Origin of the sequence: Planococcus maitriensis (assembly GCF_003289925.1) — a bacterium.
GTDB lineage: Bacteria > Bacillota > Bacilli > Bacillales_A > Planococcaceae > Planococcus > Planococcus maitriensis.
Map to the genome: position 1 here is coordinate 167,176 of NZ_QLZQ01000005.1, position 25,506 is coordinate 192,681.

The 25,506-nt window shown below is 48.3% G+C and carries 27 protein-coding genes, 2 pseudogenes and 1 other annotated feature; of the genes and pseudogenes, 18 read left to right on the forward strand and 11 right to left on the reverse strand.

Annotated features, from left to right (window positions below; translation table 11 throughout):
• Positions 1-24: 24 nt before the first annotated feature.
• The 4 genes from DP119_RS12320 to DP119_RS12335 all read left to right on the forward strand — a co-directional run bounded on the left by DP119_RS12320 (position 25) and on the right by DP119_RS12335 (position 3,651).
• A complete protein-coding gene (locus DP119_RS12320) occupies positions 25-1,548 on the forward strand; it encodes a tripartite tricarboxylate transporter permease (RefSeq protein WP_240616432.1) in 1,524 nt (507 codons plus the stop codon).
• Positions 1,549-1,677: 129 nt separating this feature from the next.
• A complete protein-coding gene (locus tag DP119_RS12325; RefSeq protein ID WP_112233456.1) occupies positions 1,678-2,358 on the forward strand; it encodes a FusB/FusC family EF-G-binding protein in 681 nt (226 codons plus the stop codon).
• On the forward strand, positions 2,359-2,658 hold the full coding sequence (locus DP119_RS12330; RefSeq protein WP_112233457.1) for a hypothetical protein: 300 nt from the start codon (positions 2,359-2,361) through the stop codon (positions 2,656-2,658). It abuts the gene before it with no gap.
• Between the two features lie 102 nt (positions 2,659-2,760).
• Entirely contained in the window at positions 2,761-3,651 is an 891-nt protein-coding gene (locus tag DP119_RS12335) for a fumarylacetoacetate hydrolase family protein (RefSeq protein ID WP_112233458.1), read from the forward strand.
• A gap of 43 nt (positions 3,652-3,694) precedes the next feature.
• Here DP119_RS12335 and DP119_RS12340 read toward each other — a convergent pair whose 3' ends face one another.
• A complete protein-coding gene (locus tag DP119_RS12340) occupies positions 3,695-4,444 on the reverse strand; it encodes an SDR family NAD(P)-dependent oxidoreductase (RefSeq protein ID WP_112233459.1) in 750 nt (249 codons plus the stop codon).
• 172 nt (positions 4,445-4,616) lie between these two features.
• On the opposite strand from DP119_RS12340, the gene DP119_RS12345 reads away from it, so the two are divergent.
• The 4 genes from DP119_RS12345 (at position 4,617) to DP119_RS12360 (ending at position 6,824) form a co-directional block, all read left to right on the forward strand.
• The gene (locus tag DP119_RS12345; RefSeq protein WP_112233460.1) at positions 4,617-5,873 is read left to right on the forward strand and encodes a Y-family DNA polymerase; all 1,257 of its coding nucleotides are present in this window, start codon (positions 4,617-4,619) and stop codon (positions 5,871-5,873) included.
• A gap of 116 nt (positions 5,874-5,989) precedes the next feature.
• Complete coding sequence (rpmG, locus tag DP119_RS12350) at positions 5,990-6,139, forward strand: 50S ribosomal protein L33 (protein WP_058382433.1); 150 nt, start codon at positions 5,990-5,992, stop codon at positions 6,137-6,139.
• 39 nt (positions 6,140-6,178) lie between these two features.
• Positions 6,179-6,448 (forward strand): 30S ribosomal protein S14, encoded by a 270-nt coding sequence (gene rpsN, locus DP119_RS12355; RefSeq protein WP_112233461.1) that lies wholly within the window; start codon positions 6,179-6,181, stop codon positions 6,446-6,448.
• Between the two features lie 22 nt (positions 6,449-6,470).
• Positions 6,471-6,824 (forward strand): hypothetical protein, encoded by a 354-nt coding sequence (locus DP119_RS12360; RefSeq protein ID WP_112233462.1) that lies wholly within the window; start codon positions 6,471-6,473, stop codon positions 6,822-6,824.
• A gap of 76 nt (positions 6,825-6,900) precedes the next feature.
• Here DP119_RS12360 and DP119_RS12365 read toward each other — a convergent pair whose 3' ends face one another.
• Positions 6,901-8,130 carry an MFS transporter gene (locus DP119_RS12365; RefSeq protein WP_112233463.1) on the reverse strand — a complete coding sequence of 410 codons (1,230 nt, stop codon included), beginning with the start codon at positions 8,128-8,130 and terminating at the stop codon, positions 6,901-6,903.
• Entirely contained in the window at positions 8,127-8,801 is a 675-nt protein-coding gene (locus DP119_RS12370; protein WP_112233464.1) for an ArsR/SmtB family transcription factor, read from the reverse strand. Before DP119_RS12370 ends, DP119_RS12365 begins: the two co-directional genes overlap by 4 nt.
• Before the next feature lie 168 nt (positions 8,802-8,969).
• On the opposite strand from DP119_RS12370, the gene DP119_RS12375 reads away from it, so the two are divergent.
• From DP119_RS12375 to aldA, 3 genes are all read left to right on the forward strand, one after another.
• On the forward strand, positions 8,970-9,212 hold the full coding sequence (locus tag DP119_RS12375) for a hypothetical protein (RefSeq protein ID WP_112233465.1): 243 nt from the start codon (positions 8,970-8,972) through the stop codon (positions 9,210-9,212).
• 19 nt (positions 9,213-9,231) lie between these two features.
• Positions 9,232-9,930 (forward strand): Type 1 glutamine amidotransferase-like domain-containing protein, encoded by a 699-nt coding sequence (locus DP119_RS12380; RefSeq protein ID WP_112233466.1) that lies wholly within the window; start codon positions 9,232-9,234, stop codon positions 9,928-9,930.
• Positions 9,931-10,030: 100 nt separating this feature from the next.
• The gene (gene aldA / locus DP119_RS12385; RefSeq protein ID WP_112233467.1) at positions 10,031-11,473 is read left to right on the forward strand and encodes an aldehyde dehydrogenase; all 1,443 of its coding nucleotides are present in this window, start codon (positions 10,031-10,033) and stop codon (positions 11,471-11,473) included.
• 53 nt (positions 11,474-11,526) lie between these two features.
• Here aldA and tyrS read toward each other — a convergent pair whose 3' ends face one another.
• From tyrS to DP119_RS12405, 3 genes are all read right to left on the reverse strand, one after another.
• Positions 11,527-12,741, reverse strand: coding sequence for a tyrosine--tRNA ligase (tyrS, locus tag DP119_RS12390; protein ID WP_112233468.1), 1,215 nt, complete (start codon positions 12,739-12,741; stop codon positions 11,527-11,529).
• A 78-nt stretch (positions 12,742-12,819) separates the two neighbouring features.
• Positions 12,820-13,061 (reverse strand) — a binding site (T-box leader).
• 118 nt (positions 13,062-13,179) lie between these two features.
• Entirely contained in the window at positions 13,180-14,646 is a 1,467-nt protein-coding gene (locus DP119_RS12400) for a DHA2 family efflux MFS transporter permease subunit (RefSeq protein WP_101192246.1), read from the reverse strand.
• A 33-nt stretch (positions 14,647-14,679) separates the two neighbouring features.
• The gene (locus tag DP119_RS12405) at positions 14,680-15,255 is read right to left on the reverse strand and encodes a TetR/AcrR family transcriptional regulator (protein WP_101191957.1); all 576 of its coding nucleotides are present in this window, start codon (positions 15,253-15,255) and stop codon (positions 14,680-14,682) included.
• A 168-nt stretch (positions 15,256-15,423) separates the two neighbouring features.
• On the opposite strand from DP119_RS12405, the gene DP119_RS12410 reads away from it, so the two are divergent.
• A complete protein-coding gene (locus tag DP119_RS12410; RefSeq protein WP_101191956.1) occupies positions 15,424-16,419 on the forward strand; it encodes a YhdH/YhfP family quinone oxidoreductase in 996 nt (331 codons plus the stop codon).
• 82 nt (positions 16,420-16,501) lie between these two features.
• On the opposite strand, the gene DP119_RS12415 is transcribed toward DP119_RS12410, so the two are convergent.
• Positions 16,502-17,161, reverse strand: a complete 660-nt coding sequence (locus tag DP119_RS12415) for a Type 1 glutamine amidotransferase-like domain-containing protein (RefSeq protein WP_112233470.1) — start codon at positions 17,159-17,161, stop codon at positions 16,502-16,504.
• A 138-nt stretch (positions 17,162-17,299) separates the two neighbouring features.
• Here DP119_RS12415 and DP119_RS12420 point away from each other — a divergent pair, with 138 nt between their 5' ends.
• From DP119_RS12420 to DP119_RS12435, 4 genes are all read left to right on the forward strand, one after another.
• Positions 17,300-17,911: a TetR/AcrR family transcriptional regulator gene (locus DP119_RS12420; protein WP_112233471.1), complete on the forward strand. Its 612-nt coding sequence runs from the start codon at positions 17,300-17,302 to the stop codon at positions 17,909-17,911.
• A gap of 26 nt (positions 17,912-17,937) precedes the next feature.
• Entirely contained in the window at positions 17,938-20,259 is a 2,322-nt protein-coding gene (locus DP119_RS12425; RefSeq protein ID WP_112233472.1) for an MMPL family transporter, read from the forward strand.
• 344 nt (positions 20,260-20,603) lie between these two features.
• Complete coding sequence (locus DP119_RS12430) at positions 20,604-21,161, forward strand: MerR family transcriptional regulator (RefSeq protein WP_112233473.1); 558 nt, start codon at positions 20,604-20,606, stop codon at positions 21,159-21,161.
• A gap of 276 nt (positions 21,162-21,437) precedes the next feature.
• Positions 21,438-22,295 carry a CPBP family intramembrane glutamic endopeptidase gene (locus DP119_RS12435; RefSeq protein WP_112233474.1) on the forward strand — a complete coding sequence of 286 codons (858 nt, stop codon included), beginning with the start codon at positions 21,438-21,440 and terminating at the stop codon, positions 22,293-22,295.
• A gap of 108 nt (positions 22,296-22,403) precedes the next feature.
• On the opposite strand, the gene DP119_RS12440 is transcribed toward DP119_RS12435, so the two are convergent.
• From DP119_RS12440 to DP119_RS12450, 3 genes and pseudogenes are all read right to left on the reverse strand, one after another.
• Positions 22,404-22,769 carry a hypothetical protein gene (locus DP119_RS12440; RefSeq protein ID WP_112233475.1) on the reverse strand — a complete coding sequence of 122 codons (366 nt, stop codon included), beginning with the start codon at positions 22,767-22,769 and terminating at the stop codon, positions 22,404-22,406.
• 72 nt (positions 22,770-22,841) lie between these two features.
• Positions 22,842-23,108, reverse strand: a pseudogene (locus DP119_RS12445) (DnaB-like helicase C-terminal domain-containing protein); the annotation flags it as partial.
• Between the two features lie 12 nt (positions 23,109-23,120).
• Positions 23,121-23,330 (reverse strand): annotated as a pseudogene (locus DP119_RS12450) (DHH family phosphoesterase); the annotation flags it as partial.
• A 427-nt stretch (positions 23,331-23,757) separates the two neighbouring features.
• Here DP119_RS12450 and DP119_RS12455 point away from each other — a divergent pair.
• Together DP119_RS12455 and DP119_RS12460 are read left to right on the forward strand one after the other, a co-directional pair.
• Positions 23,758-24,039 (forward strand): AbrB/MazE/SpoVT family DNA-binding domain-containing protein, encoded by a 282-nt coding sequence (locus DP119_RS12455; RefSeq protein ID WP_112233476.1) that lies wholly within the window; start codon positions 23,758-23,760, stop codon positions 24,037-24,039.
• 83 nt (positions 24,040-24,122) lie between these two features.
• Complete coding sequence (locus DP119_RS12460) at positions 24,123-24,491, forward strand: type II toxin-antitoxin system PemK/MazF family toxin (protein WP_112233477.1); 369 nt, start codon at positions 24,123-24,125, stop codon at positions 24,489-24,491.
• Between the two features lie 238 nt (positions 24,492-24,729).
• Here the strand turns inward: DP119_RS12460 and DP119_RS12465 are convergent, their stop codons facing one another.
• A complete protein-coding gene (locus tag DP119_RS12465) occupies positions 24,730-25,236 on the reverse strand; it encodes a DUF1648 domain-containing protein (RefSeq protein WP_112233478.1) in 507 nt (168 codons plus the stop codon).
• Positions 25,237-25,506: the final 270 nt, after the last annotated feature.

Sequence of the window (25,506 nt, forward strand, 5' to 3'; positions counted from 1 at the left end):
AACACAGAAAGGAGGTCCTTCTCGATGATGGACTTATTTATTCTAGGAATTGCTGAAATATTTCAATGGCGCATTTTATTGATCATCTTGGTAGGGGTCGTCGTTGGGATTCTGGCAGGTTTGATCCCGGGGTTTACGGTCGCTATGGCGATTGTCCTGACGCTTCCGCTGACATTCGGAATGGACCCTGTGTCTGGTGTCGCAGCGATGATCGGTGTCTTTGTCGGGGGCATGTCCGGCGGTTTGATTACAGCGGCGCTGCTTGGGATCCCAGGAACCCCTTCGTCGATCGCCACGACATTCGATGCTTATCCGATGGCGCAAAAAGGGGAACCGGGCAAGGCGCTATCGATCGGCATATGGGCGTCATTTCTAAGTTCGATCATCAGTTTCCTTCTTCTTGTCTCGATTGCGCCTCAAATCTCCAGGTTTGCGCTGATGATGGGGCCTTGGGAAATGTTCTCGCTCATCGTCGTTTCCTTGACGATCATCGCAAGCGTCACGGGCGATTCGCTCATCAAAGGCTTGATTGCCGGTTTATTCGGTATTCTGATCGCAACCGTCGGGGCCGATCCGATTTCCGGCATCTCACGCTTTTCGTTCGATTTGCAAACTTTGCGGGCGGGCATCCCATTCCTTGTCGTTTTGATCGGAATGTTCGCGATTTCGCGCCTCTTGGTCTCGCTTGAACGCAAAGAACTGGACAAAGATGACGCGAAGCGCGCTGAAGAGAAATTAAAGGATGTTCGATTTGTTCTGCGCCCGATCCATACGATGCTGACGGTTTTAAAGAAGCCGGGCACGCTTCTCGGTTCTTCAGCGATCGGTGCCATCATTGGCGCAATTCCCGGGGCGGGTGGAAGTATCGCCAATATCGTGGCTTATGACCAAGCGAAAAAATGGTCCAAAAACCCAGAGAAATTCGGTACGGGCTGTGAAGAAGGCGTTATTGCTTCTGAAGCAGGAAACAACTCCACTGTTGGCGGAGACTTGATCCCGACAGTGGCTCTCGGCATACCAGGTTCAGCCGTTACAGCTGTACTGCTTTCTGCATTAATGGTCCATGGCATCACGCCTGGCCCATTGCTGATCGTCAACGAGCCGAATATCGTTGGGGGGATATTCTTCGCCTTTCTTGTCGCTTCTTTCTGGATGTTGATCACCCAGTTTCTCGGCATGCGTTACTTCATGAAAGTGACGCAGGTGCCGGTACAGGTTTTAGTGCCTGTTATCTTGGTCTTGTGTGTCATTGGGACCTTCGTTCTCAACAATCGGTTTACGGATCTCTATATTTTGATCGTTATGGGATTCATCGGTTATCTCTTCACCAAGTACAATTTTTCACTGGCTCCAGCCATTATCGGGGTTATTCTCGGCCCGATCGCAGAGGTCAACCTGCGGCGTGCAGTCATGGCCGATCCGGAATGGACACTGTTTTTGACACGTCCCATTTCCTTGACATTCCTCATTCTTGCAGTGCTTTCCATCGTATTTACTGCATGGCAGAACTACCGCACCAATTACCGTTTGAAAAAGAATATCAGCTAATTGCCAAGCTAGCGATTCGTATAACATGCCGGATCGCTGGTTTTTAAATGGGCTATAATGGAAACGGCCTTTTAGATGAAGTATGATGGAAGAGAAGATAACCAGAACCTGAAAAGGAGATGGAGAACGATGACCATCATCAAAGAATCGACGGATCGGACGAATGTTTCGGGGCAGCCGGAAGCGTTTATCCGCAATCATCAATATAATTTCATTAAAGAACAGGCCTTGGCGCTCGTGACGGCGCATGCGACGGCGAACGACGCAGAAGTGCTGAGCGTACTGCGCCATTTAAGCCATGAAAAAGTATTCGCCATATTCCCGGCGTTGACGGAAGAGCAGAAGAATGTGTTGCGCCCGCTGACAGCGGTTAAAGACACTGACGCTGCGGAAGAGTTTCTGTCGGGGCTGCGCCCTTACTTGATCCCCTTCCCGACCGTCAACCTCGACAATCTGAAGCGTTTGTTTCCGAAAGCGAAAAGGCTGAAAGGGCCGAATCTCCCGGCAATGGATTTTCACGCCCTGTCGTATTTGTCCTGGCAGGAAAACACCAACCGCTTTTTGGTGGCCGAACGCAACGGCCGGCTGCAAGCGGTGAGCGGCCAATTCGGCGCAAGCCGCAAGCAGGGCGTCTGCATGATTTGCCATAAGCACAGTTCGGTCGGCTTATTCATGGCCAAGACCAAAGGCGCGAACATCGACAGCTACGTCAAGCACGGCCAATACATTTGCGCAGATGGAACGGCGTGCAATGCCCGCTTGACGACTGTCGACCGCCTCGAGAAATTCCTCGATCGGCTGGAACGTTAAATGGCAGAAGGCATGGATTGGATATGGCTGATCGGCTTGTCATTAGGGGCTGTTGGGGCGGTGTATGTATTACTGAGCCAGCAGATCCAAGGATTGGAGGTGCGTATGAAACGTATGTCAAAACGCATTGAACAGCTGGAAGCGGAAGCGGATTTGGAAGAACCTGCGATCAACGAAGAGCTGCGCCGCTTGATTGCCGAAGGGCAGGAAGTGAGGGCAGTGAAAGCGGCACGTGTCGCGTTCGGCTATTCACTCCTTGAAGCGAAGCAGTATATCGATGGATTAAAAGAGAATGATTGAAACAAACAGGTTTTCCTTTAAAGGAAAGCCTGTTTTTCTGTCTGTTGGCAGGGTTTCGGGCAAAGGAAAACGAAATAAAGGAAAAGGAAAGGGGGAGGTGTAATGCGCCTCGCGACAATCCATTGGAACGGCACAGAAGAAGCGGCGCTGGTCATGAAGGACGGCTTCTTGCCATTGCGCAAACTCAACGAACATACGGCAGAAAACTGGCCGACCGATTTGTTCACGCTGATCGAAACAGGAGAACTCGAGCTGTTGAAGAGGTGGCTGAGGGAAGAATTCGAACGCATGCCTGAGGGGGCGCTCGAGGCATCGCTCATGGCGTTTTCAGAAGCGGATTACGCGCCTTTATACCGCCACCCGCGAAAAATCTGGGGCATCGGGCTGAATTATGCCGAGCATGCAGCAGATTTGAAGGAACTATCGCCCGACACCGAACCGGCGAGTTTCATGAAACCCGATACGGCGATCATCGGGCCAGGAGATGCGATCGAGCTGCCGAAGCAATCCAACCGGGTGACGGCGGAAGCGGAACTCGGCATCATTATCGGGACGGAATGCAAAAATGTCCCGAAAGAAGACGCATTCGATGTAGTGGCGGGCTTCACGACCATTATCGATATGACCGCTGAAGACATTCTCGAGAAAAATCCCCGTTATTTGACGCGCGCGAAAAGTTTCGACACGTTCTTCAGTTTCGGGCCGGAACTCGTGACGCCTGACGAAGTGGAGGCAGTGCTTGAACTGACGGTGGCGACCGTCAAGAACGGGGAAGTCCACCGGAAAAACAGCGTCTCGAATATGACGTTCCGGCCGCGGGAGCTCATAGCGTTCCATTCGGAAGTGATGACGCTATTGCCTGGAGACATCATCTCGACCGGAACGCCGGGGGCAGTCGTCATCCGCGATGGCGATTTGGTCGAATGCCGCATCGACGGATTCAAGACTTTGCACAACCCGGTCGAAGACTTGAAATTGCCGGGCCGTGAATAAAGAAAAGACGGACATCCCCCGAATGGTGGGTGTCCGTCTTTTTCTATAATGCCGCCATGCCGCCGTCCACGCGGTACTGGGCACCTGAGATGAACGTGCTTTCGTCAGAGGCCAGGAACAGCACCAGATTGGAGATATCCCCGGATTCGGCGTAGCGGCCGAGTGGAATCGTTTTCGACAAAGTTTTTTCGGTTGTGCCGAGCCCTTCCTCGAGCGAACGCATCATGCGTGAATTGACCGGCGATGGGTGGATCGAATTGACTCGGACTTGATGGCGCGCACTTTCGTAAGCTGCGGCTTTCGTCAAACCGACGACCGCGTGCTTTGATGTGATATACGGGCTGACGTTCGGCGAACCGCTCAGGCCCGACACCGACGACATATTAATGACACTCCCAAAGCTTTGCTTGTACATGACCGGTAGCACATGCTTCATGCCGAGAAAGACGCCGCGCACATTGATGGCAATGACTTGATCGAAATCTTCCACTGTCTGTTCGATGAGCGGAGCAACTTTTCCTTCGATGCCAGCATTATTGAAGAACACGTCGATCTTGCCGAACACGTCGACCGCTTTATCGACATAGTTTTTGACGTCTGCTTCTTTGGAAACATCGGCTTGGACAATTTCCACGCCGCCCCCTAATTCTTGCTTCGTTTCCTGGAGCGTTTGTTCAGAAATATCGACCAGCACGACTTTTGCACCTTCGTCCAAAAAACGTTTCGCCGTCACTTTACCGATAGCGCCAGCGCCCCCGGTAATGACAGCCACTTTCCCTTCCAATCTTGCCATTATGCCATTCCTCCCTTGAATTGTTCTTTCCATCTTTGCTCTTTAAGTTTACTGATTATCCCAAGTTAGTTCAAAACATTCTGTCTTTTTGGGAATTCCTCTCTTTTGCCTCTTGCCGCTTTCTATCTTTTCCATTAAAATAAGAACAAATGTTCTGTATAGGAGTGGCGTCATGGGAAAACAAACAGGAAAGCCCCGCTATATTGCTTGCATCGACATGCGCAGCTTCTACGCCAGCTGTTCCGCAGTCGAGCGCGGCCTCGATCCGATGGAAGCCTGCATCGCCATCGTCGGGAACCAGGAGCGAAAAGGCAGCGTCGTGCTCGCCGCATCTCCGGAAATGAAGAAACGCTTTGGCGTCAAGACCGGCACGCGGCTATTTGAAATTCCGGACCACCCCGATATTCTGCTCATTGAACCGAGGATGCAATTTTATTTGGAGATCTCGATGGCCATCGCTGATCTGTTCGCCCAGTATGTCCCGAAAGAAGACATCCATGTCTACAGCGTCGATGAGAGTTTCATCGATTTGACGGGCATCATCCATCTGTACGGAAGCCCGGAAAAAGCGGCAATCGATATGCAAGATTCGATCATGCGCCAGTTCGGCTTGCCGTCTGCGGTCGGCATCGGGCCAAATATGCTGATGGCCAAGCTGGCACTCGATCTCGAAGGCAAGAAAAAAGGGCTCGCCCATTGGACGATGAAGGACGTGCCAAGAAAATTATGGCCGGTTTCCCCGCTCAGCAAAATGTGGGGTATTGGCAGCCGGATGGAGCGCAACCTAAATAATATGGGAATATTCACAATAGGCGACTTGGCGAAGGCGGACGTCAAACGGCTGGAAGACCGCTTCGGCATCATGGGCCATCAGCTGCATCAGCATGCACGCGGCATCGATTATTCGGAACTTGGCGCGCTGCTTATCGAAGGGCAGAAAAGCTTCGGGAAAGGCCAGATCCTTTACCGTGACTATGAAACGCGTGAAGACATCCTGACGATTGTGCTGGAGATGTGCGAAGACGTCGCCATGCGTGCCCGGGAAGCGCGCATGGCCGGGCGTACGATCCATCTAGGCATGAGCTACAGCAAAACCTCATTCGGCGGCGGGTTCTCGCGCTCGCGTTCGATCGACGAAGCGACCAACGACACCTTGAAAATCTATGGCGTGTGCAAAGAGCTATTCCGTGAATTCCATACCGGCCAGCCGGTCCGGCAAATCTCGCTGTCCATCACCAATCTGGAAGACGAGACTTCGATGCAGCTAAGCTTGTTCGAAGCGGATAAATGGCAAAGGCGGCGGCTTGGGGCAGCGATGGATGCAATCAAGCGCAAACACGGGCCGACCGCAATCTACCGCGGCGTTTCCGGAACGGAAGCGGGCACGGCGATCGACCGTACAAAGCTGATCGGCGGCCACAAAAAATAAGGAAACGGCAGCTTCGGCGCTGCCTTTTTCGCTGCAGGAAAAATTCTTGCGCTTTCTGGGGGAAGAGTATATAGTTTAAATAGTAATAATTACGATTTATAGGAGTGGAGAAACAAATGAGAGTGAACATTACATTGGCCTGCACAGAAACGGGCGACCGCAATTACTCGACGACCAAAAACAAGCGCAATAACCCCGAGCGTATTGAATTGAAGAAATATTGCCCCCGCTTGAAAAAAGTGACTTTGCACCGCGAAACAAAGTAATCTACCAAAAATTATTGCATAATAGAGAGGAGCCTATCGATGGCCAAGAAATCAAAAGTAGCACGTGATAAAAAACAACGGGAAATAGTGGCGCGCTATGCGGAACTCCGCAAAGAACTGAAAGCGCAAGGCGATTACGAAGCATTGGCGAAACTGCCAAAAGATTCTTCACCGGCCCGTTTGAAGAACCGTTGCGAAGTGACTGGACGCCCGCGCGGCTTCATGCGTAAATTCGGCATGTCCCGCATCGCGTTCCGCGACCTTGCACATAAAGGGCAGATCCCCGGCGTCAAAAAATCAAGCTGGTAAGGCAATAAAGGAGGCGTAGGCAGTGAACGACGGAATGATTGCCTACTTGCTGAAAAGCGAAGTGGCGAAACTGGGTGAGGAGCAGCGGCAATTGTATCGCTTCATCACAGAACTGGAAGACGCGCTGGCTGAACAAGCGGATACAGTGGAGGAGTTTCGCCGTTTGCTGGTGCTTCATTCGCCGTTCGAGCAGGCGGCATATCGCTTCAATCGCCCGTTCAAGGAAGTCTCCATTACGATGCAACAGATCGAAGCGGAGCTCGGCGATAAAATCGAAGCCCGGCGTGAACGCGCCAAATGGCTCGACTACACAGACCGCTTCGCCGGTGAAGCGGGGCAGGAAGACAAGCAGGTTTTCCTGTTCATCAGTGAATGAACCCTATTGGAATACACGAAAGCCGCCAGAGAAAATTCTCTGGCGGCTTTTTGCGATATTCGGAATAGCGATTTCTTTAATTGGCAGCTTTCTCCGGAAGCGTTTCTTTCATGCGCAGCGCAGCCATCACACCGGCAATCATCGGCAGAAGGGCGACCAAGCCGATCGCCCATTCGACATTGATGACGTCGGTCAAGATGCCGGCAAATAATGCGCCGAAGGCATAACCGCTGTCGCGGAATGAACGGTAGACGCCCATCGAAGAAGCCCGCCAGGAAGGTGCGGCCACGTCGCTGATCGCTGCCTGCAAGGTCGGATAGACCATTGCCGTCCCGAGGCCGAGAAGGATGGAAGCCAAAATCCATAAGCTGTATTGGTCGACCATCAGCAAAAGCCAAAGGGAGGCGGCCTGCAGCCACATACCGCCGGCGATCAGCCATTTCCGGCCCCAGCGGTCACTCAAGAAGCCCGTGAACAATTGGAAAAAGCCCCAGGCAGCCGGATACAAAGCGACAAGCAAGCCGATTTCCGGCACGCTTAACCCGACACCGGCGAAAAACAGCGGAAACAAGCCCCATGCCATGCCATCTTTCAAATTTGTGGAAAGACCGGCAAAAGTGGCGGTCGACAGCGTCGGGTTTTTGAATGCCGTACGCTTGAACACCTCCCCGGCGGAAAGGGCTGCGTCTTGTGTGGACGACTTCGCCTGGCGTTTCAAGTGTTCGCCGGTATCGCGGACGAGAAGCGACAGCGCAAGACCGGTGGCGACAACCGCCACCCCGATATAGAACGGTTCGGGACGGTTCGAGAAAGTCGCGGCGACGTAACCCGACAATGCGGCCATGACGGCAACGCCCGTATAGCCCGCAAATTCATTGAGCCCGACCGCGAGACCGCGTTCTGTCGGCTTCGCGAGGTCGATCTTCATATTGACCGTCATCGACCAGGCAAGGCCTTGGTTGATGCCGAGGAATATATTGGCGACGACGATCATCCACCAAGCATCGGCGAAAATGACGAGCAGGGGCACGAAAAGCCCCGCGCTCCAGCCGACAATGAGCACTTTTTTGCGTCCCAGCCGGTCGGCGATGGCACCGGCGAAGTAATTGACGATTGCTTTCGAGAAACCGAAGCTGATAATGAATGATAGCGCCGCACTCGCTGAAGCGAGCCCGAATTCTTCTTCGCCGATAATCGGCAGGACAGTCCGCTCGAGCCCGACCATCGAACCGACGAAAAAGTTCGTCAACACCAGAAGGAGAAACTGGACGATATTTTCTTTAATGCCGAATTGGATGTTTCTCATCGAATCTCCCTACCGTCCGCATCGATTTCCCGGGAAATAGCCGAATCCGCCGGCCCTTCGTCCAAGCGGTAAGCTTCAAACCCGCGGCCGCGAAGGACACGCACGGCGTCACTTGCATACAGGCAATAAGCACCCCGGCAATAGGCGATGACTTTCTTGCCAACCGGCAATTGTTCCAGTTTTTCTTCGAGTTGCGATAACGGAATCGACACGGCATCCGTCAAGTGACGGCTGGCGTACTCATCTTCAGCCCGCACGTCGATCAATACAGCGCGTCCGCTAGCCAAGTCTTCCAAGGCCTCAGCCGAGGAAATGACCGGGACCGAACCACCCGCTGTCGTTTCCATCGTCCGGACCTCGCCCATATCGGGAAACTGCCGTTCCGCGAGACGTTTCGTCAACTGTAATAATTCAGCGACTTCATTATCAGCAAGTTCGTAATAATGATGGTTCTTCACTTTCGAAGAAACGACCAGGCGCGCTTCACGCAGCGACTGCAGATGCTGTGAGGTATTCGCCACCGACATATGGGTCTCTTTCGCCAGCCGTTCGACCGTTTTCGGTCCCTGCGCCAAATAATCGAGCAGCTCGAAACGCCTTGGGCTCGATAAGGCTTTGCTGATTTTGGTGAAATGCCCATAGGCGAAATTCTTGAATTCACGTGCTTCCATTCGGATCACTCCTTATCTTTTCGATGTCTATTCAATAATTCTCTTGAATAGATAAAGTGTAATGGAATGGCTCCAGATTTGTAAAGAAGCGGCGCTTGGATAGCTTTCTTCGATCATTTGAAACTTTATACAGATCAAAGCGTAATTAGCAGTAAGGAGTGGTGAATAATGGCGCGTTGCACAAATTGCGGATCCAAATGGAAAGCGAAGGATATCTGGAAACTGGGCGCTGCAAAAGACGGCAAGAACTGCCCGTCTTGCGGCACGAGGCAATACGTATCGTTTAAGAATGGCGGATTTTTGATGGGGCTGGGCTATGTGAGTGGAACGATCGGGTTGTTGCTCATTGTGCTGTTCCCTTATTACATCCATTTGAGCAACCGGAAAGAGAAAGAATTGTATGGGGAATAGAAGGCTAGGAGGAAACCCGATGAAACAGATCATCGCGCTCGGCGGAGGCGGCTTCTCGATGGAGCCTGACAATCCACTGCTTGATTTATACATATTGCAGCAATCACAGAAAGAAACGCCGAAAATCTGTTTTATCCCAACAGCGAGCGGGGACGCGGATAGCTATATCGCACGCTTCTACGATTTCTTCGGAAAGCAAAACTGCGAGCCTACGCATCTGTCGTTATTCAAGCCGCCGGCACAAGCGCTGGAAGAGTTCGTCTTGTCGCAGGACATTCTGTACGTCGGCGGGGGCAACACGAAAAACCTGCTGGCGCTGTGGAAGGAATGGGGCCTGGACCGGATCATCGAAAAAGCCTGGAAACAGGGAATCGTCCTGGCAGGCATCAGCGCGGGATCGATCTGCTGGTTTGAACAAGGCATCACCGATTCCTTCGGGGCAGAACTCCAGCCGCTAACTTGTCTAGGTTTTCTGCCCGGTAGCAATTGCCCCCATTACGACGAGGAAGCACACCGGCGGCCGGCGTTTCAGCGGCTGCTCAAACAAGGGCAGATCAAGCCGGGCCTTGCCGCGGATGACGGCGTGGCGCTGCATTTTATCGGGCAGGACTTGCATTGCGTTGTCAGTTCACGTCCTGACGCCAAGGCTTACCGGGTGGGCGAGGGATATGAATATGAACTGGAAACCCGGTTTATCGGAAAGCCTGACTTTGCGTAATAGTTTAAGGCATGTCTAAGCATGTTAGTGCAGAAGGCCAAGTTTACCGGTAACTGGAAAGGGAAAAACCTACTAATTGGAAAATTAGGAGGAGATCTTTTTGCAAACCCATCAAATGTACGTGAACGGGGAGTATATAACGTCCACTGGAGACGAATGGATCGATATCATCAACCCTGCTACGGAACAAGTGATTTCCAAAATTCCAAAAGGCACGGAACAAGACGTCGATAAGGCGGTAGAAGCGGCGCATCAGGCACAGCAGGCGTGGGAATTGACGCCGAATATCGAACGCGGGAAAATCGTCCGCAAGCTGGGCGATAAGATCGCCGAAAACCGTGATACGTTCATCGACTTATTGCAGGAAGAGCAAGGGAAAGACTATGAACTGGCAAGCGGCGAAGTCGACCTGGCGATTGATTACTTCCATTATATGTCCGAGTGGGCGAGACGGATCGAAGGGGAAATCGTCCCGAGCGACCGGCCCAATGAAAACATCTTGGTTTATAAAAAGCCGATCGGCGTCGTGGCCGGCATTATCCCCTGGAACTTCCCAATCTTTATTTTGGCAAGAAAAGTTGCGACCGCTTTGGTGACTGGCTGCACAATCGTCATCAAACCGAGCCAGCAAACACCGAATACTGCAATGGAATTCACGAAAATCGTCGACGCGATGGAAGAAATTCCAAAAGGCGTCTACAATGTGGTAACCGGAACCGGTTCTGAGATTGGCAACGCAATGGCTTCGCATAAAAAAGTCCAAATGATCACGATGACAGGAAGCTTGCCGGCCGGCACGAAAGTAATGGAAGCGGCAGCGCAAAACATCACCAAGGTCAATCTAGAACTTGGCGGCAAAGCGCCGGCCATCGTCACACAGCATGCAGATCTGGACCTGGCCGCAAAAGCCATCACCACGTCGAGGCTCGCAAACGGCGGACAGGCGTGCACGAATGCGGAGCGCCTCTACGTCCACGAAAGCGTGGCGGAGGAATTCACCCGAAAACTCATTGACGCATTTGAAGCGACCAAGCTTGGCAACCCGAGAGAAGATAAAGAGGCGGACATGGGGCCATTGATCAGCCAGGACCGTTTGGAGACGGTCGAAGGCATGGTCAAAGATGCCGTCGCGCAAGGGGCGACCGTTGCGACAGGTGGAGAGCGGGCGGGCTTTGATTCCGGATTCTTTTACAAGCCGACCATTTTGACGAATGTCTCGCACGATTCCGATATCATGCGCGAGGAGATTTTCGGGCCGGTGCTGCCGATGACCACTTACAGCACAATAGAAGAAGCGATTGAAATGGCCAACGACACCGTCTACGGTTTGTCGTCTTCTGTCTATACGGACGACCTGAACGAAGCGATGCGCGTCGTCAATGAAATGAAGTTCGGCGAGACGTACGTCAACCGCGAAAACTTCGAAGCGGTGCAAGGCTATCACGCCGGCATGCGCCAATCCGGCCTCGGCGGGGCGGACGGCAAGCACGGCATGGAAGACTTCCTTGCGACACAAGTCGTTTATATGCAGTACAAAAAATGAATAAATCAGCAAAGGCGCAGAAACGGGTATCGTTTCTGCGCCTTTTCAGCTTCTTATTTTTCAAAGCGCACGAAGCGCTTTTTGCCGATCTGCAGGACATCGCCGTTATGGACGACGGTGTCGAGTTCTTCGCGCGTCAGCTTGTCGCCATTGAATGACACGCCGTTTTGTTCGACGAGCCGCACAAATTCACTTTTGCTGCGGACGAATCCGGATTCCACGAGCTGCGGGATGATTTCTTCGATGCGCTCCTGGCCGATTTCCACAAGCAGCGAAGGGATATTTTCCGGGATTTCGCGCTTCTGGAAAGCCGTCTCGAAGTAGCGTTTCGCTTCGTTCATCGCGTCTTCGCCGTGGTAGAGCCCCGTGATGATCTCTGCCAATTCCAATTTGATGTTGCGTGGATTTTCGCCGTCTTCAAGGCGGTCGAGGATGGATTCAACCGACAGCGGGTCTTCATCCGTCGCGAGTTCAAAGTATTTGAAGACCAGGGGATCCGGTATTTCCATCACTTTCTTGAACATGACCTCAGGCGCTTCGCTGACGCCGATGTAATTGCCGAGGCTTTTGCTCATCTTCTCCACACCGTCGAGCCCTTCGATCAGCGGCATGAAGATGCCAACTTGCTTTTCCTGGCCCATATGCTTTTGCAGCGTGCGCCCCATCAAAATATTGAAAGTCTGGTCGGTGCCGCCGATCTCGATGTCTGCCTTCAGTTCAACGGAGTCGTAGGCTTGCATGAGTGGGTAGAAAAACTCATGGATACCGATCGGCGACTGGTTTTGGTAGCGGTTCTGGAAATCGTCGCGTTCGAGCATGCGTGCGACGGAGGTGCTTGCGGCAAGTTTCAAGACCTCCTCGAAATTCAGTTTCGACAGCCATGTGCTATTGAAGCGCACGGTCGTTTTCGTTTTGTCGAGCACTTTGAAAATCTGTTCGCAGTAAGTCTCCGCATTTTCCCGGACCGCTTCGTCACTGAGTGCGGTCCGTCCCTTGGCCTTGCCGGACGGGTCGCCGATACGCCCGGTGAAGTCGCCGATCAAGATGACTGCGTGATGGCCGAGATCCTGCAATTGCTTGATTTTGCGCAAAACTACTGCGTGGCCAAGGTGGATATCAGGTGCGGACGGGTCGAGCCCCAGCTTGATGGTGAGCGGGCGCTGTTCATTGTATGAGCGCTCGAGCTTTTGGAGCAATTCGCCTTCTTCGATGATTTCGGCGGCTCCTCTTTCGATGATTTTCATTTGTTCAGCGGGTGTGAGTCGCATGCTAACATCTCCTTGTCTTGGAATAGTCCATATCGCAAAATCGATAAGAATACAAAAAAGCGCCCTTAGGGAAAAACCCTAAAGGACGCGGATATGCGTGTTACCACCTTTGTTCGGAAACTGCTCGCACAGCTCCCCTTGGAAAGTACGGCCGAAGCGATACTCCTGCATGGATTACGGATGCAACTCCGGTGTAGCCTACTGAAGGTTCGGTACACAGCTCAAAGAGGTATTTCCCCGGACACCGCATGCGCCTCTCATCAACCGGCGGCTTTCTGTATGCTTCAGTCACAGGTACTCGTTCTTATCATCGCTTTTGTTCTTATACTCCGAATTGCCCGGGCAAATCTTCGTTATGCAGATATTGTTTTTCATTATAACTGGAATAAAAAAGAAGTCAAATCCTAAATTGAAACCAGCTGAATCGATCGTTCATTTTTAAGTGTTTTCGACAACTTTTCTTTGAGGTGCTTCTTCTTTGGCCAGGTGGACGGATTTGATGAAGAAAGAAATCACCAAGCCGATCACAGCGAGCACCAAACCGAATGTAAAGGCATTTTGCACGCCGGCCGTCAGTGCTTCGGGAATAGCGGAAGCGCTGTTTGGATCGGATACAGTTTGCATATAGGTCGATTGTGTCGATGACATGATGGTAATGGCGACCGCTGTCCCGATGGCGCCTGATACTTGCTGAAGGGTGTTCATCAAAGCGGTGCCATCTGGATACAAGTCTTTTGGCAATTGATTCAACGCATTGGTTTGGGCAGGCATCATCACCAATGAAACCCCGACCATCAAAAGAGTATTCAAGACGACGATTGTGACTGCGGTCGTGGCGGTCGTGACGCCTGATAAGTTCCACAAGGTAATGATGATGATGGAAAATCCGGGAATGACCAATCCTCTCGGCCCGTATTTATCGTAAATCCGCCCGGTAATCGGTGACATCAATCCATTTAACACGCCGCCCGGCAGGAGGATGAGCCCGGCTGTGACAGCTGCCAAGCCAAGTCCCGTCTGCAAATACAGCGGCAGCAGAATAGCTGATGACAGGATGACCATGAACGCGATAAACACAGCCGCGAGCCCGAGTGTGAACATAGGGTATTTAAAGACGCGGAGGTTGATCATTGGCTGGTCCATTTTAAATTGCCGGATGGAGAACAAGAACAATGAGACAAATCCAACCGCAATAGATGCGATGACGATGAAGCTGCCCCAGCCGCTTTCCCCAGCGGTACTGAATCCATAGACAATCCCGCCAAACCCAAGGGAAGACAGCACGATGGAAGTGATGTCGATCTTAGGTTTTGTAATCACGCTGACGTTCTGCATGAACATGATGCCGAAAACTAGTGCAAACACTAGAAACGGAAGAGACACCCAGAAAATCCAATGCCAGCTTAAGTTTTCAATTAAAAATCCGGAAATCGTCGGCCCGATCGCCGGAGCGAACATGATCACCAAGCCCATCAATCCCATAATCGCGCCTCTGCGATGAATAGGGAAGATTAGGAGAATGGTGTTGAACATGAGCGGCAAAAGCAAGCCGGTCCCGATTGCCTGGATGACACGAGCTACCATGAGAATGCTGAAGCTCGGCGCCAGTGCAGCGATCAAGGTGCCGGTCACTGAAAAGGCCAGCGCGGCAATGAATAGCTGTCTTGTGCTGAACCATTGCAGCAATAAGCCCGACACAGGGACCAGTATGCCGAGTGTCAGCAAGTATCCGGTCGTGAGCCATTGGATGGTGGACGACCCTACGCCGAATTGTTGGATTAAATCACCCAATGCCATATTGAGCGCAGTCTCACTGAACAATCCAATGAAGCCAGCGATTAAGAATGAAATTAAAATAGGGGTCGTTTTGATGGTTTCTTGTTGCTGTCCTGCTATTGTTGCCATATCTTTATCCATTCCTCTCTGAAAAGCCTGATTCTAATTCTCTCTTTTTGACAAGATGAAAGGAATTTGATCGGCGATGATTAAAAGCGATTCCTCGCTTTTGGTAGTAAGTGAAAGAAGAATGCCTCCCTCGATCGCGGCCAGAATGAAAACTCCGTAATCTTTAGCCTGCTTTTCACTGTATCCTGCTTCAAAAAACTTAGTGGAGTATAGTTCACTCCACTCTTCGAATGCCGTTTGGCACGCGGACCTGATCGGTTCATTGGTCGAATATTTTTCAGCCGCAATCGTTCCAATCGGAAACCCGACTTGTTCTGTCTCATCTTTCAATAGAGCGGCCAGCTGATGAATATGGTCTTGCACCGCTTTGACAGGATCGCCGATTTGTTCGAACGACTCTTCAATCCATGCCAAAACAATATCTTTGGTATGGTGAATGGCTTCGACAGCCAGCTCTTCTTTGCCATTAGGGAAATAATGGTACAAGGAGCCTTTAGGAATATTGATCTCTTTTAAAATATCGTTAAGACTGATCCCTTCGTAGCCGTGCAGGCGGAACAATCTGGAAGCAGCCTGGATCAACGCCACTTTCGTATTGGGTTTAGACATAATTCACCTCTTTAAACAATTAAACCGACCAGTCTAATATAATTGTTGAATAAATCATTGTCAAAGAATGGCTTCGCCCACAGCAGTAAAAAATAGTGTAAGAGGATCTCTCTAGATAATGCATGCTGCCACACTGAATCGGGAAGAGAAGAGCAAGGAGGGATTTTCATGGATTTATTTAAAGCGATTGTCATTAAACAGCAAGAAGATGAAGTGACCTACGGCGTGGAACAAATCAGTGAAGACCAATTATCGCAAGGAGACGTCTTGGTGAAAGTGGCGTATTCGTCAATCAATTACAAGGATATGCTCGCGGTGCAGAAAAAAGGCGGAGTCATCCGCGATTACCCGATGATTCCCGGAATCGATTTCAGCGGAACGGTTGTACATACAGCGGACGGGCGATTCCAGCAAGGCCAGGAAGTGATTGTCACAGGATTTGAAATGGGAATGAGCCACACCGGCGGGTTCTCTGAATATGCCCGCGTGCCGGCCGAGTGGATCGTGCCTTTGCCGGACGGCTTGAGCTTGAAAGACGCTATGGTGTTCGGGACGGCAGGATTCACGGCGGCATTGTCCATCCAAGCACTCGAACAAAACGGTATGGACCCAAAAAACAATCCGGAGCTATTGGTGACAGGATCGACTGGCGGCGTCGGAAGCGTCGCGCTGCAGATTCTATCCAAAATCGGCTACACCAATATCACGGCCTTGGTGCGCAAAGACCATCAAGTGGACGTGGCGAAATCGCTCGGCGCAAACGAAGTCATTTTCCCGGATGATCTGGGCGAACTGAAAAAGCCATTGAACAAGCAAAAATTCGATTATGTCCTCGATACCGTCGGCGGCGATGTGGCATCGGTCCTCATCCCGCAAATTTCTTATGGCGGTAGCATGAGCATGTGCGGCAACGCAGCTGGCCTTCAACTGACGGCGACGGTGCTGCCGTTCATCCTAAGAGGCGTCAATTTGCTTGGCATCGATTCAGTCAATGTGCCGATCGAAAAACGCGGCGCCATCTGGGACAAGATGTCAGCCGACTGGAACATCACCCAAACAACCTTGACGGACGAAGTCTCGCTCGAACAAATTCCTGATACGATCGAGGCGATCAAAAACGGGGAGCATTTAGGGAGAACGATCGTTAATTGCCAAAATGCTTAAATCAATCAAAAAAACGTTCGGCAAGCATGAAATTCTGCTTGCCGAACGTTTTTAGTTTTGCCTTTTGATGCAGCCAATGAAGCTAAAAAGTCTCATCTAATTTCCGGATGTTTGAGCGCGACATGACATAGACATCCCCTAAAATATCGATATGGCCGCCTTTTGAGCGCAAGGCACAGTCTTTATTTGACGCATACACGTTCATCTCATCCGACAGGGCAGAGAGTTCTTCTTGTACGAGTTCCATATTGTTTTCGAGGTCGAAATGGGACAGCACGGAGAAAGGGTCTAGCGCGAGGCCGTCGCAAACAACGTCCATGCCAACAGGATATCCAAAGCGTTCCGAGCATTTCCATTTGGCGGACATATTGATCGCTCCGGCACTGGCCCCCATGACCAAGGCGGCGCTCGTTTTGATTGGCTCTGCCAATTCGTACTCCTCCGTCAAAAACCGGTTTTGCTTAAGGGTATCTCCGCCCAATAGGAAAATGGCCGAGGCATTTCTGATTAAGGCATGGGCCACTTCCTGCTCTACACTCGAATCGATTAAATGATATTCATCGAATGAAATGCCTGCCTGATCTAACCAGGAACGTTCCACAGCGCCGTCCATTTCAGCATCTGATGGATCCGAACTGACCATCACGAGCGATTTCCGTTCTGGAAGGTCTTCCCTTAAGGCTTTGCTTAGGTTCTCCGGGAAGAAATCAGTAAACCAACCTAAATAATAATGGGTTTTCATAAGGGCCTCCTTCGTACAAGTGATGATAACCATTATACAGCCAATCGGTTCGTCTTTTTATAATTGCCCAAAGGGAAAGATTGCACATTGGGCAATTTTTGTGGTATAACATGTAAGAATTGAAAATGAGGTGATAGAATGACTAACAGCGGTTTGCGGGATATGAAAAAAATAGCGACACGCCAAGCCTTGGCCGAAGCTGCTTTTAACTTAGCGGTGGAGCACGGTGTGGACGGGTTTGTCGTGGAAGATATCGTTAAAACGGCAGGCTATTCACGCCGGACATTTGCCAATTATTTTTCATGCAAGGAAGAAGCGATCGCCAACTCCTTGACGATGAATGATTATTTAGAGCGCAACGACCAATTCACATTCTCCACGGAAATGTATACGCCCTTGGATACCATCGAGTTATATATCCGCGGAAGTTTCACGATCAATAAATTGAGGCGGCTCAACCAGCTCATTTCACTGTCGCGGAACTACCCTTCGCTCAAATTGTATGTAACCGGGGCATTGATGGAAGTGCAGGATTTTGCGAAACGCGGCATCAGTGAAGAGTTCGGCAGCGACTATCCCGAAGAGTATTACCCTATTCTGATCGGCGCCGTCTTCGGTGCGATTTTGCCGGTGCTGGATGAAAGCATTGCCGTTAAATTGCCGGAAGACGGGGAGCAGGACGAGGCCGATAATGAATTTAACCAATACATCGATACCGTGTTTGCCCATTTACGAAAAGGCTTTAACTAACAAAAGTAGAGAACGGAGTTGCACATGTGTCGAGATTTTTTTACAGCATCGGAAAAACAGCCTATAGCAAGCCTTGGATTTTCATTGCCAGCTGGCTGCTCATTTTAGGCGTCATCATCACAGCCATCGTAACGAATGGCGTGAATACAAGCAGTGAAACAAGAATTGACGGCACCGCCGCACAGGACGTGCTGGACGAATTGGCGGAAGAATACCCAGCAGCATCCGGGGGGCAGGGAAGTTACTTATTCGAAGTGCCGGAAGGGGAAGCCATTGACGATCCGGCCAATGCCCAAACTTTAGCTATGGCAGCAAATGAAATTTACGGCTTGGATCATGTCGTCAATCCAATGGACATGCTGCAGGACGAAGAAGCAATGGCCCAAATGCAGGGACTGCAAGGCATGGTGAGCCAGCTTCCGGCGTCTGAAGTCAACCACCGGCCGTTCATCGTTCAAGAAATGCCGGTCCCGGGCATCCAGATTTCAGAGGACGGAACGGTCGCATTATTCCAGTTCCAACTGACCAAAACAGCGGAAGACTTGAGTGAAGCGGAACGCGAAGAACTTGCGGATGCCGCAAATATCGCTCAAGAAAATTCTTCCATCACAGTCATTCCGACGGGTGCGCTGCAAGGCGTCGATATCCCGATCGGCGGCACCCATGAAATCATCGGGCTCGCGATCGCAGCAGTCATCCTGGTCGTCACGCTCGGCTCACTCATCGCAGCGGGCTTGCCGCTAGTCGTGGCATTGATCGGCGTCGGTGTGGGCGTCGGCGGGACATTCGCCTTGTCGAGCATGTTCGAAATCAACAGCCTGACACCGGTTCTCGCTTTGATGATTGGCCTTGCTGTCGGCATCGATTATGCCTTGTTCATTGTTAACAGACAGCGCAAACTGATCAGCGAACAACAATTGACCGCTAAAGAAGCGGCTGCCCGTGCAGTCGGCACAGCAGGCAGCGCGGTATTCTTTGCCGGCTTGACCGTCATCATTGCGCTCAGCGGTTTGCTGGTCATCGGCATCTCGTTCCTCAGCAGTATGGCAATCGTCGCCGCATTGACGGTGCTAATCGATGTGCTGGTCGCGCTCACACTGCTCCCGGCCTTGCTTGGCTTGATCGGTGAGCGGATCGTCTCAGCCAAAACGAGAAACAAAGCTCAAACGCACAACAGCTCGAAACAAAGCTTTGCCCAAGGATGGATTACTGGCTTATTGAAAATGAAATGGGTCGCGGTCATACTGGTCATTATCGTTCTTGGTACACTCGCAGTGCCGGTCGCGCAAGTGAACCTCGGCATGCCTTCGGGTGAAAGCGCTAATCAAGACACCGCTGTCAGACAAAGTTATGACGTCATTTCCGACAGCTTCGGCGAAGGTTTTAACGGCCCGCTTCTTGTCGTGGCCAAGGACCAGGACGCAGCTGCGGTGAATCCGCAAGAATATTTCCAGCTGCTCAGCAATATCTCACAGCTTGACGGCGTAGCGGAAGTATCGCCAGGCGGGTTCAATGAAGACGGAACAATTGCCATCATCAGCATCATCCCAGAAAACGGGCCGACTGATGAAGCGACGAAACAATTGGTGGAAAGTTTGCGGACAGATGCCGCTGCCACTGAAAACACCAACGCAGAAATCGGCGTGACCGGTTTGACGGCTGTCAATATCGACATTTCGGAGAAGTTGGCTGAAGTGTTCCCGATCTATATCGCCATTATCGTCGTGTTGTCACTGCTTATCCTGTTAGTCGTGTTCCGTTCGATCTTGATTCCGATCAAGGCAACGGTCGGTTTCCTGTTGAGCATCATGGCAACATTCGGCGCGACAACCGCAGTCTTCCAGTGGGGCTGGCTCGGATCGCTTTTCGGAATCGACACCGGCGGACCGTTGTTGAGCTTTATCCCGATCATGGTCACCGGCATCCTGTACGGACTCGCCATGGATTATCAAGTATTCCTTGTGTCGTCGATGCGCGAAGCCTATATCCACGGTGAAAAAGGCAATGGGGCCATCGTCAGCGGCTACAAGACGGCGAGTAAAGTCGTCGTCGCCGCCGCATTGATCATGGTCTCGGTTTTCTCCGGCTTCATCTTCACAGATGACATCATGATCAAGCAAATCGGCTTTGCCCTGGCGTTCGGGATCCTCGTCGATGCCTTCCTGATCCGCATGATCTTCGTCCCGGCCGTCATGTCGATGTTCGGCGACAAAATCTGGTGGCTGCCAAAATGGCTCGACAAGATTCTCCCGGATTTAGACATTGAAGGCGAAAAATTACTTCATGAATTGAATGAAAAAGATAAAGATAAAGCGATACGCACGAATACTGGAGAAAACTCCATCTAAAGATAGCAAAAACTGCCGGGAAGCTTCCCGGCAGTTTTTCTTTGGTTAAAAAATTCCTGAAGATCGCTCGTCAGGAAGTGGGGTTCTGATGGTAACTGAAAAGCGTTCGTAAAAGTGTTTGAGAATTAGCGAACGTTCGTAAAGTTATTTTATACATTTACGAACGCTATACTCGGTCGTTTCCAGTCCATTTCGGAGTGTTCGTAAAAGTGTACTTTTACGAACGCTTTCTAGACCAAGGATTCATATGCTTGTAAAATTCACAGAATAGTGAATGGCGCCTGTTGACTCTTCCGTTTACGGTAGAGTTATACTGAAAAGGAAAGAACTATCGGAGGTGTCTTATGTATAGTATTGGAAAAGTAGCAAAAGAATTTAACCTGACTGTTCGGACATTGCGCTATTACGATGAAATCGATTTATTGATACCTTCCCGAATTGCAGATTCAGGTTATCGTTATTATTCAAAAGAAGATATTCTAGTTCTGCAGCGAGTTATTGCCTTAAAGAAACTAGGATTTCAATTGGAACAGGTTAAATCTATTTTGAATGAAAATGACTGGGAGGATATTTTTGAAGAGCAATTGATTATTATTGCAAAAGAAAAAGCACACCTTGATTATTTGGAAAAAATGCTTAGGTTAACCCAGCAACTATCTTTTATTGAACAAGACATAAATTGGACCAACCTATTCCATTACATAGGACAAACGGAAGAAGATCAAGTTAAGCAAATGGCTTACTTGAAAGAATTCTTTAGTGAAAAAGAGAGGGAGGTTTTTAACAATCCCCTATTTCATATGGGTGAGAAGGAATCTATGGAAATAGTTTACTTATTGAGAATAGCCAGGGAACAGAAATATGAAAATCCAAGCTCGATGAAATCTCAGACCTTGGCTTGAAAACTTGTTTTGTTTCTTTATGAGGCGTTTAACGGTGATAAAGAACTAATCGAAAAGTATTGGAGGCTACAAAAGGAAGCACCAGAAAAAGGCGGATTAATTTTGGTGGAAGAAAACGTCATTGAATATATTAATAAAATTATCGATTTTTACGAAGCAAATGAGTTTAAGAATGAGGAGTGAATTGAACAAAGGAAACGAGCGGAAGCCCTAAAGGCTGAGAGGAAAAAGTCGGAAGAAATTTTTATATCGGCAAGCAAACAAAGGAGGAAAGACATGATAAATACATCGAAGAACTCTTACTTAATTTATATAACCATAGTCATTCTTGTAGTATCCTCTATATGGATTATTCTATCGAATAACGGGCGTATCATCGTCAGTGCAGACTTTGATGATTCGCTTTTACTGTGGCATCACTGGTTAATAGTCGGGTTACCTTTTATTATTTTATATTTGTTACCATATAAAAACCCAAAAATCCTCTCCTTACAAGAGGAGGAAAAACAGACTCTAAAATCACAAACGCATTATCTATTGATTGCTGCTCTTTTTTATTTTCTCGCTCTAATTATAACGCCTGCTGAACATGTTTTTGACTTTTTTTATATTTACAAACTTGTTTTTCTGCTTTTTGTTCCTCTTATAATTTTCAAATGGAAACCAAAAATAAAACTTCACAGACATTCTGCAAAAAAACAGTGGAAATTTGCCCTCATACCCGTTGTCGTATGGATATTTATGTATTTTTTCAGTCCATGGAGTTCTTCAGAGTCGAATACATACGAAATGAATTTTCTTATTTTATTGACCGGTGCTTTAGTTTCTTTTTTGCTTAACAGTGTTCTGGAAGAATTATTTTATCGTGTTTGGTTACAAACTCGATTGGAGATTTTTTTAGGAACATGGCCGGCCATTTGTGTAACTGCTTTGTTATGGGCTGTTTGGCACGTTACTATACAGAGCGCAGGCAGTTTTGATGTGACATTAGCAAATTCCATGGCGAACCATGGACTCATGGGCTTGTTTTTAGGACTTTTATGGTCAAAATATCGAAACTTTTGGGTTCTCATCATTGTTCATGGATTAACAAATTTCCCTCTGGAGATTATTAGTAGACTGTTAGGGAACTAATCCCCATTTAAACACGAACATCTAATTTTATTGCGAATTAGATGTTCGTGTTTAATTAAATTGTTTAATATACCAGCTTGAAACTACTACTTTTTTCAGAAAACACACTTATTCTAACGTTAAGTTCATTCGTCTGATTTCAACCCCTTCTTCGAGGAGCAAGATGTCGGCTGATTCATCAGAAATCCATTCAATATCCATGGTCGTGTTCTCTTTGCCTTCCGGGTCAATATTGATACTGCTCATTCTATTTCTTGATTGATCCTCATTTTTTCCGTAGTAGGCTTTATGCGCTTTCCCGTCTATTTCCGCTTCAACTAGTTCAATTCGCCATTCTTCATTTGGAGAGACACTGATCAATTCCTTCCTCGGATCTGATGATTCACTAGACTCTTCTGTCGTAAACGCAAAATAGCCAAAGTATCCGAATACAGCTAATACAATGACGCCTAAACAGCCGATCAACCATTTCATGTTAATTCCACTCCTTTCGTTCCCAATAAATACGTACAAACACTGAAAAAGTTACAAAAAAACCGGACTCTTTTAGGGGGCCGGCGGAGCCATATGCTGGCTCCAATCAATTTTGACAAACTTATTGAACTCTTTCACAAAGGTCAAGGTCACGGCATCCGTTGGACCGTTACACTGCATGGCAATGGTGATTTCAAGCATGTTTTGATTTTCTGTTTCTTTATCATAGTAATCTTCACGGTATAAGAAGAACACGCTATCGGCATCTTGCTCAATCGAACCCGATTCATGAAGACCGGAAATCATCGGACGCTTGTCTTGTTCGCTCCTTACTCTTCTATAACGTGCACCAAGCATCGATGTTGCTTCGAGCATCGTCATTTTGTCGTGTTTCGGCTGATATTCAATCAATTCGGTCACGAGTTCTGCTGTAGAAGAAGCATATGGCTCCAAATAGACAAGTAGCGTATTGTCGATAAATTCTACACCTCGGCGGTGATAATCGAACAGTACCACTTTTTCGGCTCTTTGTAACAGACGTTCGTCAATCACAATACTCGGTACTGGTTTGCGAAATGAAAATAAATCTGTCATCAAATGCTTGGAATTTTACCAAGTGATCACTCATGGGAAATCTGCTTCAATAAACAGGGTGATATTATTACCAAATGTAAAAAAGTTTATTTCTGTCATGTATATACGTTCAGTGTTACTACAATATATGGAAATATGAAAGGTGAAAAGTCATGTAGAGTCCCTGGACAAGTTGAATCTGAATCGTAAATCCAAAACAAATCTAGTTTACATATGAAGGAATTATCAGAAGTAAAATAAACAGCTAGATTAATTAGAAGAGTCTATTGCGAAGGCTGACTATTTCTCAATCGAGTTCCATTATAGAAAGAATCTTAAAGGAGTTTTTGCTTGCTGAATGTAGATACGTTGTATATACTAAGTATATAAATAGCACTCTGAGGAGTTGATTCACATGCCGCAAGTTAAACAAAAAGTTAGTCACCGAGAGGCTAAACTTCAGAATTGGGGTAACAGTAAAGCAGTTCGACTTACAAGAGATATCCTCGAGGAAGCCGGATTCAATGCAACTGATGATGCTGTATTTGATGTAGAGATTGAACCAAATCGAATTTCGTTAGTTCGAAAAAGTAAGTTAACTCCTTTCCAAAAGTTATTTGTTGGTTATAATGGTGAAAAACCGGAGCCTGAAGCACTTTGGGATGAAGTAGAACCAGTCGGAAAAGAAGACTGGTAAGCAGTTAATAGGCTCGAAAATCGTTTGCCTGTACTTAATCCTCAATGGAAAAGTACAGGCACTATTTAATTGGAGGAGTAGTGATGACAAGATTTTTTAAAGTTGGGGATATTATAAAGGTCGATATGTCCCCGGCAAAAGGGCATGAACAGCAAGGTTATCGTCCAGCCATCGTAGTTTCAGAAGAGAATGTACATAAAGAGACCGACTTAATTTGGGTCTTGCCAATCATTAATACGAATAAGGGATACCCAACTCATGTACCGGTGAATGGAAGAACCAAGAATAATAAGAACAACGTAGCTAACAATCAGACAACCGGGTATGTATTGTGTGAAAAGATTAAGGCAATTGATCCATTGGCCAGAGCTGCAAGATTGACAGACGAAGCCGATCAAGAGTTGATTGAAGAATGTAAGGCTATTATCGATGCCATTACTTTTATAGGGTAAAGAAAGTAAGACCAATCACAATGATTGGTCTTTTTGAGTACTGAAATTTATTTTTTGTGCGTAAAAGTGTACTTTTACGAACTCTTTGAAATTAAACTTAGCAGTAAAAACCGCTAAAAGCGTTACTATAAAAGTTACTGTTCCCGCGAAGAACAATGTTAAAGCTATTTGTCTCGTCTATAATTAAGTTTTTTAGATTGAAGTATATTCACTTATGCGGTTATCCATAGTTTTTCAGTTAATTAATTTTCTTTTGTTTAATGATTCCTATTACAATCGGGGTAAGTCCGATTAAAACCACTAATGGTAAAAACCAAGCACCGAATCCGTTGCCCCAACCTTGAGCGACAAAAATGGATTCTACCAGAATCGAGGTAAGGATTATCACTGAGATGTTTTTAAATTGATTCATTAGCTTTCTACTGTGTAGATAGAATTCTTTTGCATTAGTTTCGTTTAATCGTTCCGAATAATTATGTGATTGGGGAAATTTTTCTAGAAGCTGCAAAAAGATGATGATAAAGGCGGCGACTGCCGGTAGGATAAAAAGTTCACCTTTCATTCCCCACCGGTCTACTTCTCCCAAAGCGTTATAGTGAACGGGGACTTCTTCTGGAAGTAGATTGTAAACAGCAATCAGAAAGATTAAAGAACCAAAGTAAAATGTAAAGCCAATAGCATCCCACATCCATTCGCTTTTTGTTTTAGGAATTTTAATTTTGGGACGTCCCCATATATTTGACATCCTTTTACACTCCTCTGTTTTGAACAATAAAAATTGGAATTTCTAAATATGTTCCCATTACATCTTTTCACTTTATGAAAACAAGGAAGATTTTTTTCTCTATTCCTTACGATTTAGAAATTAAACAGTTTCGCTTAATTCATCACTATCGTTCTAATCTATGAATGCGAATTAAAGGTATACATATCATGAGTTTATCGGAAGTTGTATGAACACAAAATGGAGAAAAGCGGCCAATCAAAGCGTCTCTTTTCTCCAGTTTTTTCGTCA

Bases quoted from the DNA above. Each gene is read 5' to 3' on its own strand.
- DP119_RS12335 (WP_112233458.1), top strand. From the start codon at position 2,761: ATGCGCCTCGCGACAATCCATTGGAACGGCACAGAAGAAGCGGCGCTG.
- DP119_RS12465 (WP_112233478.1), bottom strand. From the start codon at position 25,236: ATGTCAAATATATGGGGACGTCCCAAAATTAAAATTCCTAAAACAAAA.
- DP119_RS12340 (WP_112233459.1), bottom strand. From the start codon at position 4,444: ATGGCAAGATTGGAAGGGAAAGTGGCTGTCATTACCGGGGGCGCTGGC.
- DP119_RS12435 (WP_112233474.1), top strand. From the start codon at position 21,438: ATGATAAATACATCGAAGAACTCTTACTTAATTTATATAACCATAGTC.
- DP119_RS12375 (WP_112233465.1), top strand. From the start codon at position 8,970: ATGGCGCGTTGCACAAATTGCGGATCCAAATGGAAAGCGAAGGATATC.
- DP119_RS12455 (WP_112233476.1), top strand. From the start codon at position 23,758: ATGCCGCAAGTTAAACAAAAAGTTAGTCACCGAGAGGCTAAACTTCAG.
- DP119_RS12405 (WP_101191957.1), bottom strand. From the start codon at position 15,255: ATGTCTAAACCCAATACGAAAGTGGCGTTGATCCAGGCTGCTTCCAGA.
- DP119_RS12325 (WP_112233456.1), top strand. From the start codon at position 1,678: ATGACCATCATCAAAGAATCGACGGATCGGACGAATGTTTCGGGGCAG.
- DP119_RS12370 (WP_112233464.1), bottom strand. From the start codon at position 8,801: ATGGAAGCACGTGAATTCAAGAATTTCGCCTATGGGCATTTCACCAAA.
- DP119_RS12330 (WP_112233457.1), top strand. From the start codon at position 2,359: ATGGCAGAAGGCATGGATTGGATATGGCTGATCGGCTTGTCATTAGGG.
- DP119_RS12430 (WP_112233473.1), top strand. From the start codon at position 20,604: ATGTATAGTATTGGAAAAGTAGCAAAAGAATTTAACCTGACTGTTCGG.
- DP119_RS12380 (WP_112233466.1), top strand. From the start codon at position 9,232: ATGAAACAGATCATCGCGCTCGGCGGAGGCGGCTTCTCGATGGAGCCT.
- DP119_RS12415 (WP_112233470.1), bottom strand. From the start codon at position 17,161: ATGAAAACCCATTATTATTTAGGTTGGTTTACTGATTTCTTCCCGGAG.
- DP119_RS12440 (WP_112233475.1), bottom strand. From the start codon at position 22,769: ATGAAATGGTTGATCGGCTGTTTAGGCGTCATTGTATTAGCTGTATTC.
- DP119_RS12400 (WP_101192246.1), bottom strand. From the start codon at position 14,646: ATGGCAACAATAGCAGGACAGCAACAAGAAACCATCAAAACGACCCCT.
- rpmG (WP_058382433.1), top strand. From the start codon at position 5,990: ATGAGAGTGAACATTACATTGGCCTGCACAGAAACGGGCGACCGCAAT.
- DP119_RS12320 (WP_240616432.1), top strand. From the start codon at position 25: ATGATGGACTTATTTATTCTAGGAATTGCTGAAATATTTCAATGGCGC.
- DP119_RS12345 (WP_112233460.1), top strand. From the start codon at position 4,617: ATGGGAAAACAAACAGGAAAGCCCCGCTATATTGCTTGCATCGACATG.
- DP119_RS12460 (WP_112233477.1), top strand. From the start codon at position 24,123: ATGACAAGATTTTTTAAAGTTGGGGATATTATAAAGGTCGATATGTCC.
- tyrS (WP_112233468.1), bottom strand. From the start codon at position 12,741: ATGCGACTCACACCCGCTGAACAAATGAAAATCATCGAAAGAGGAGCC.
- DP119_RS12410 (WP_101191956.1), top strand. From the start codon at position 15,424: ATGGATTTATTTAAAGCGATTGTCATTAAACAGCAAGAAGATGAAGTG.
- DP119_RS12420 (WP_112233471.1), top strand. From the start codon at position 17,300: ATGACTAACAGCGGTTTGCGGGATATGAAAAAAATAGCGACACGCCAA.
- DP119_RS12365 (WP_112233463.1), bottom strand. From the start codon at position 8,130: ATGAGAAACATCCAATTCGGCATTAAAGAAAATATCGTCCAGTTTCTC.
- rpsN (WP_112233461.1), top strand. From the start codon at position 6,179: ATGGCCAAGAAATCAAAAGTAGCACGTGATAAAAAACAACGGGAAATA.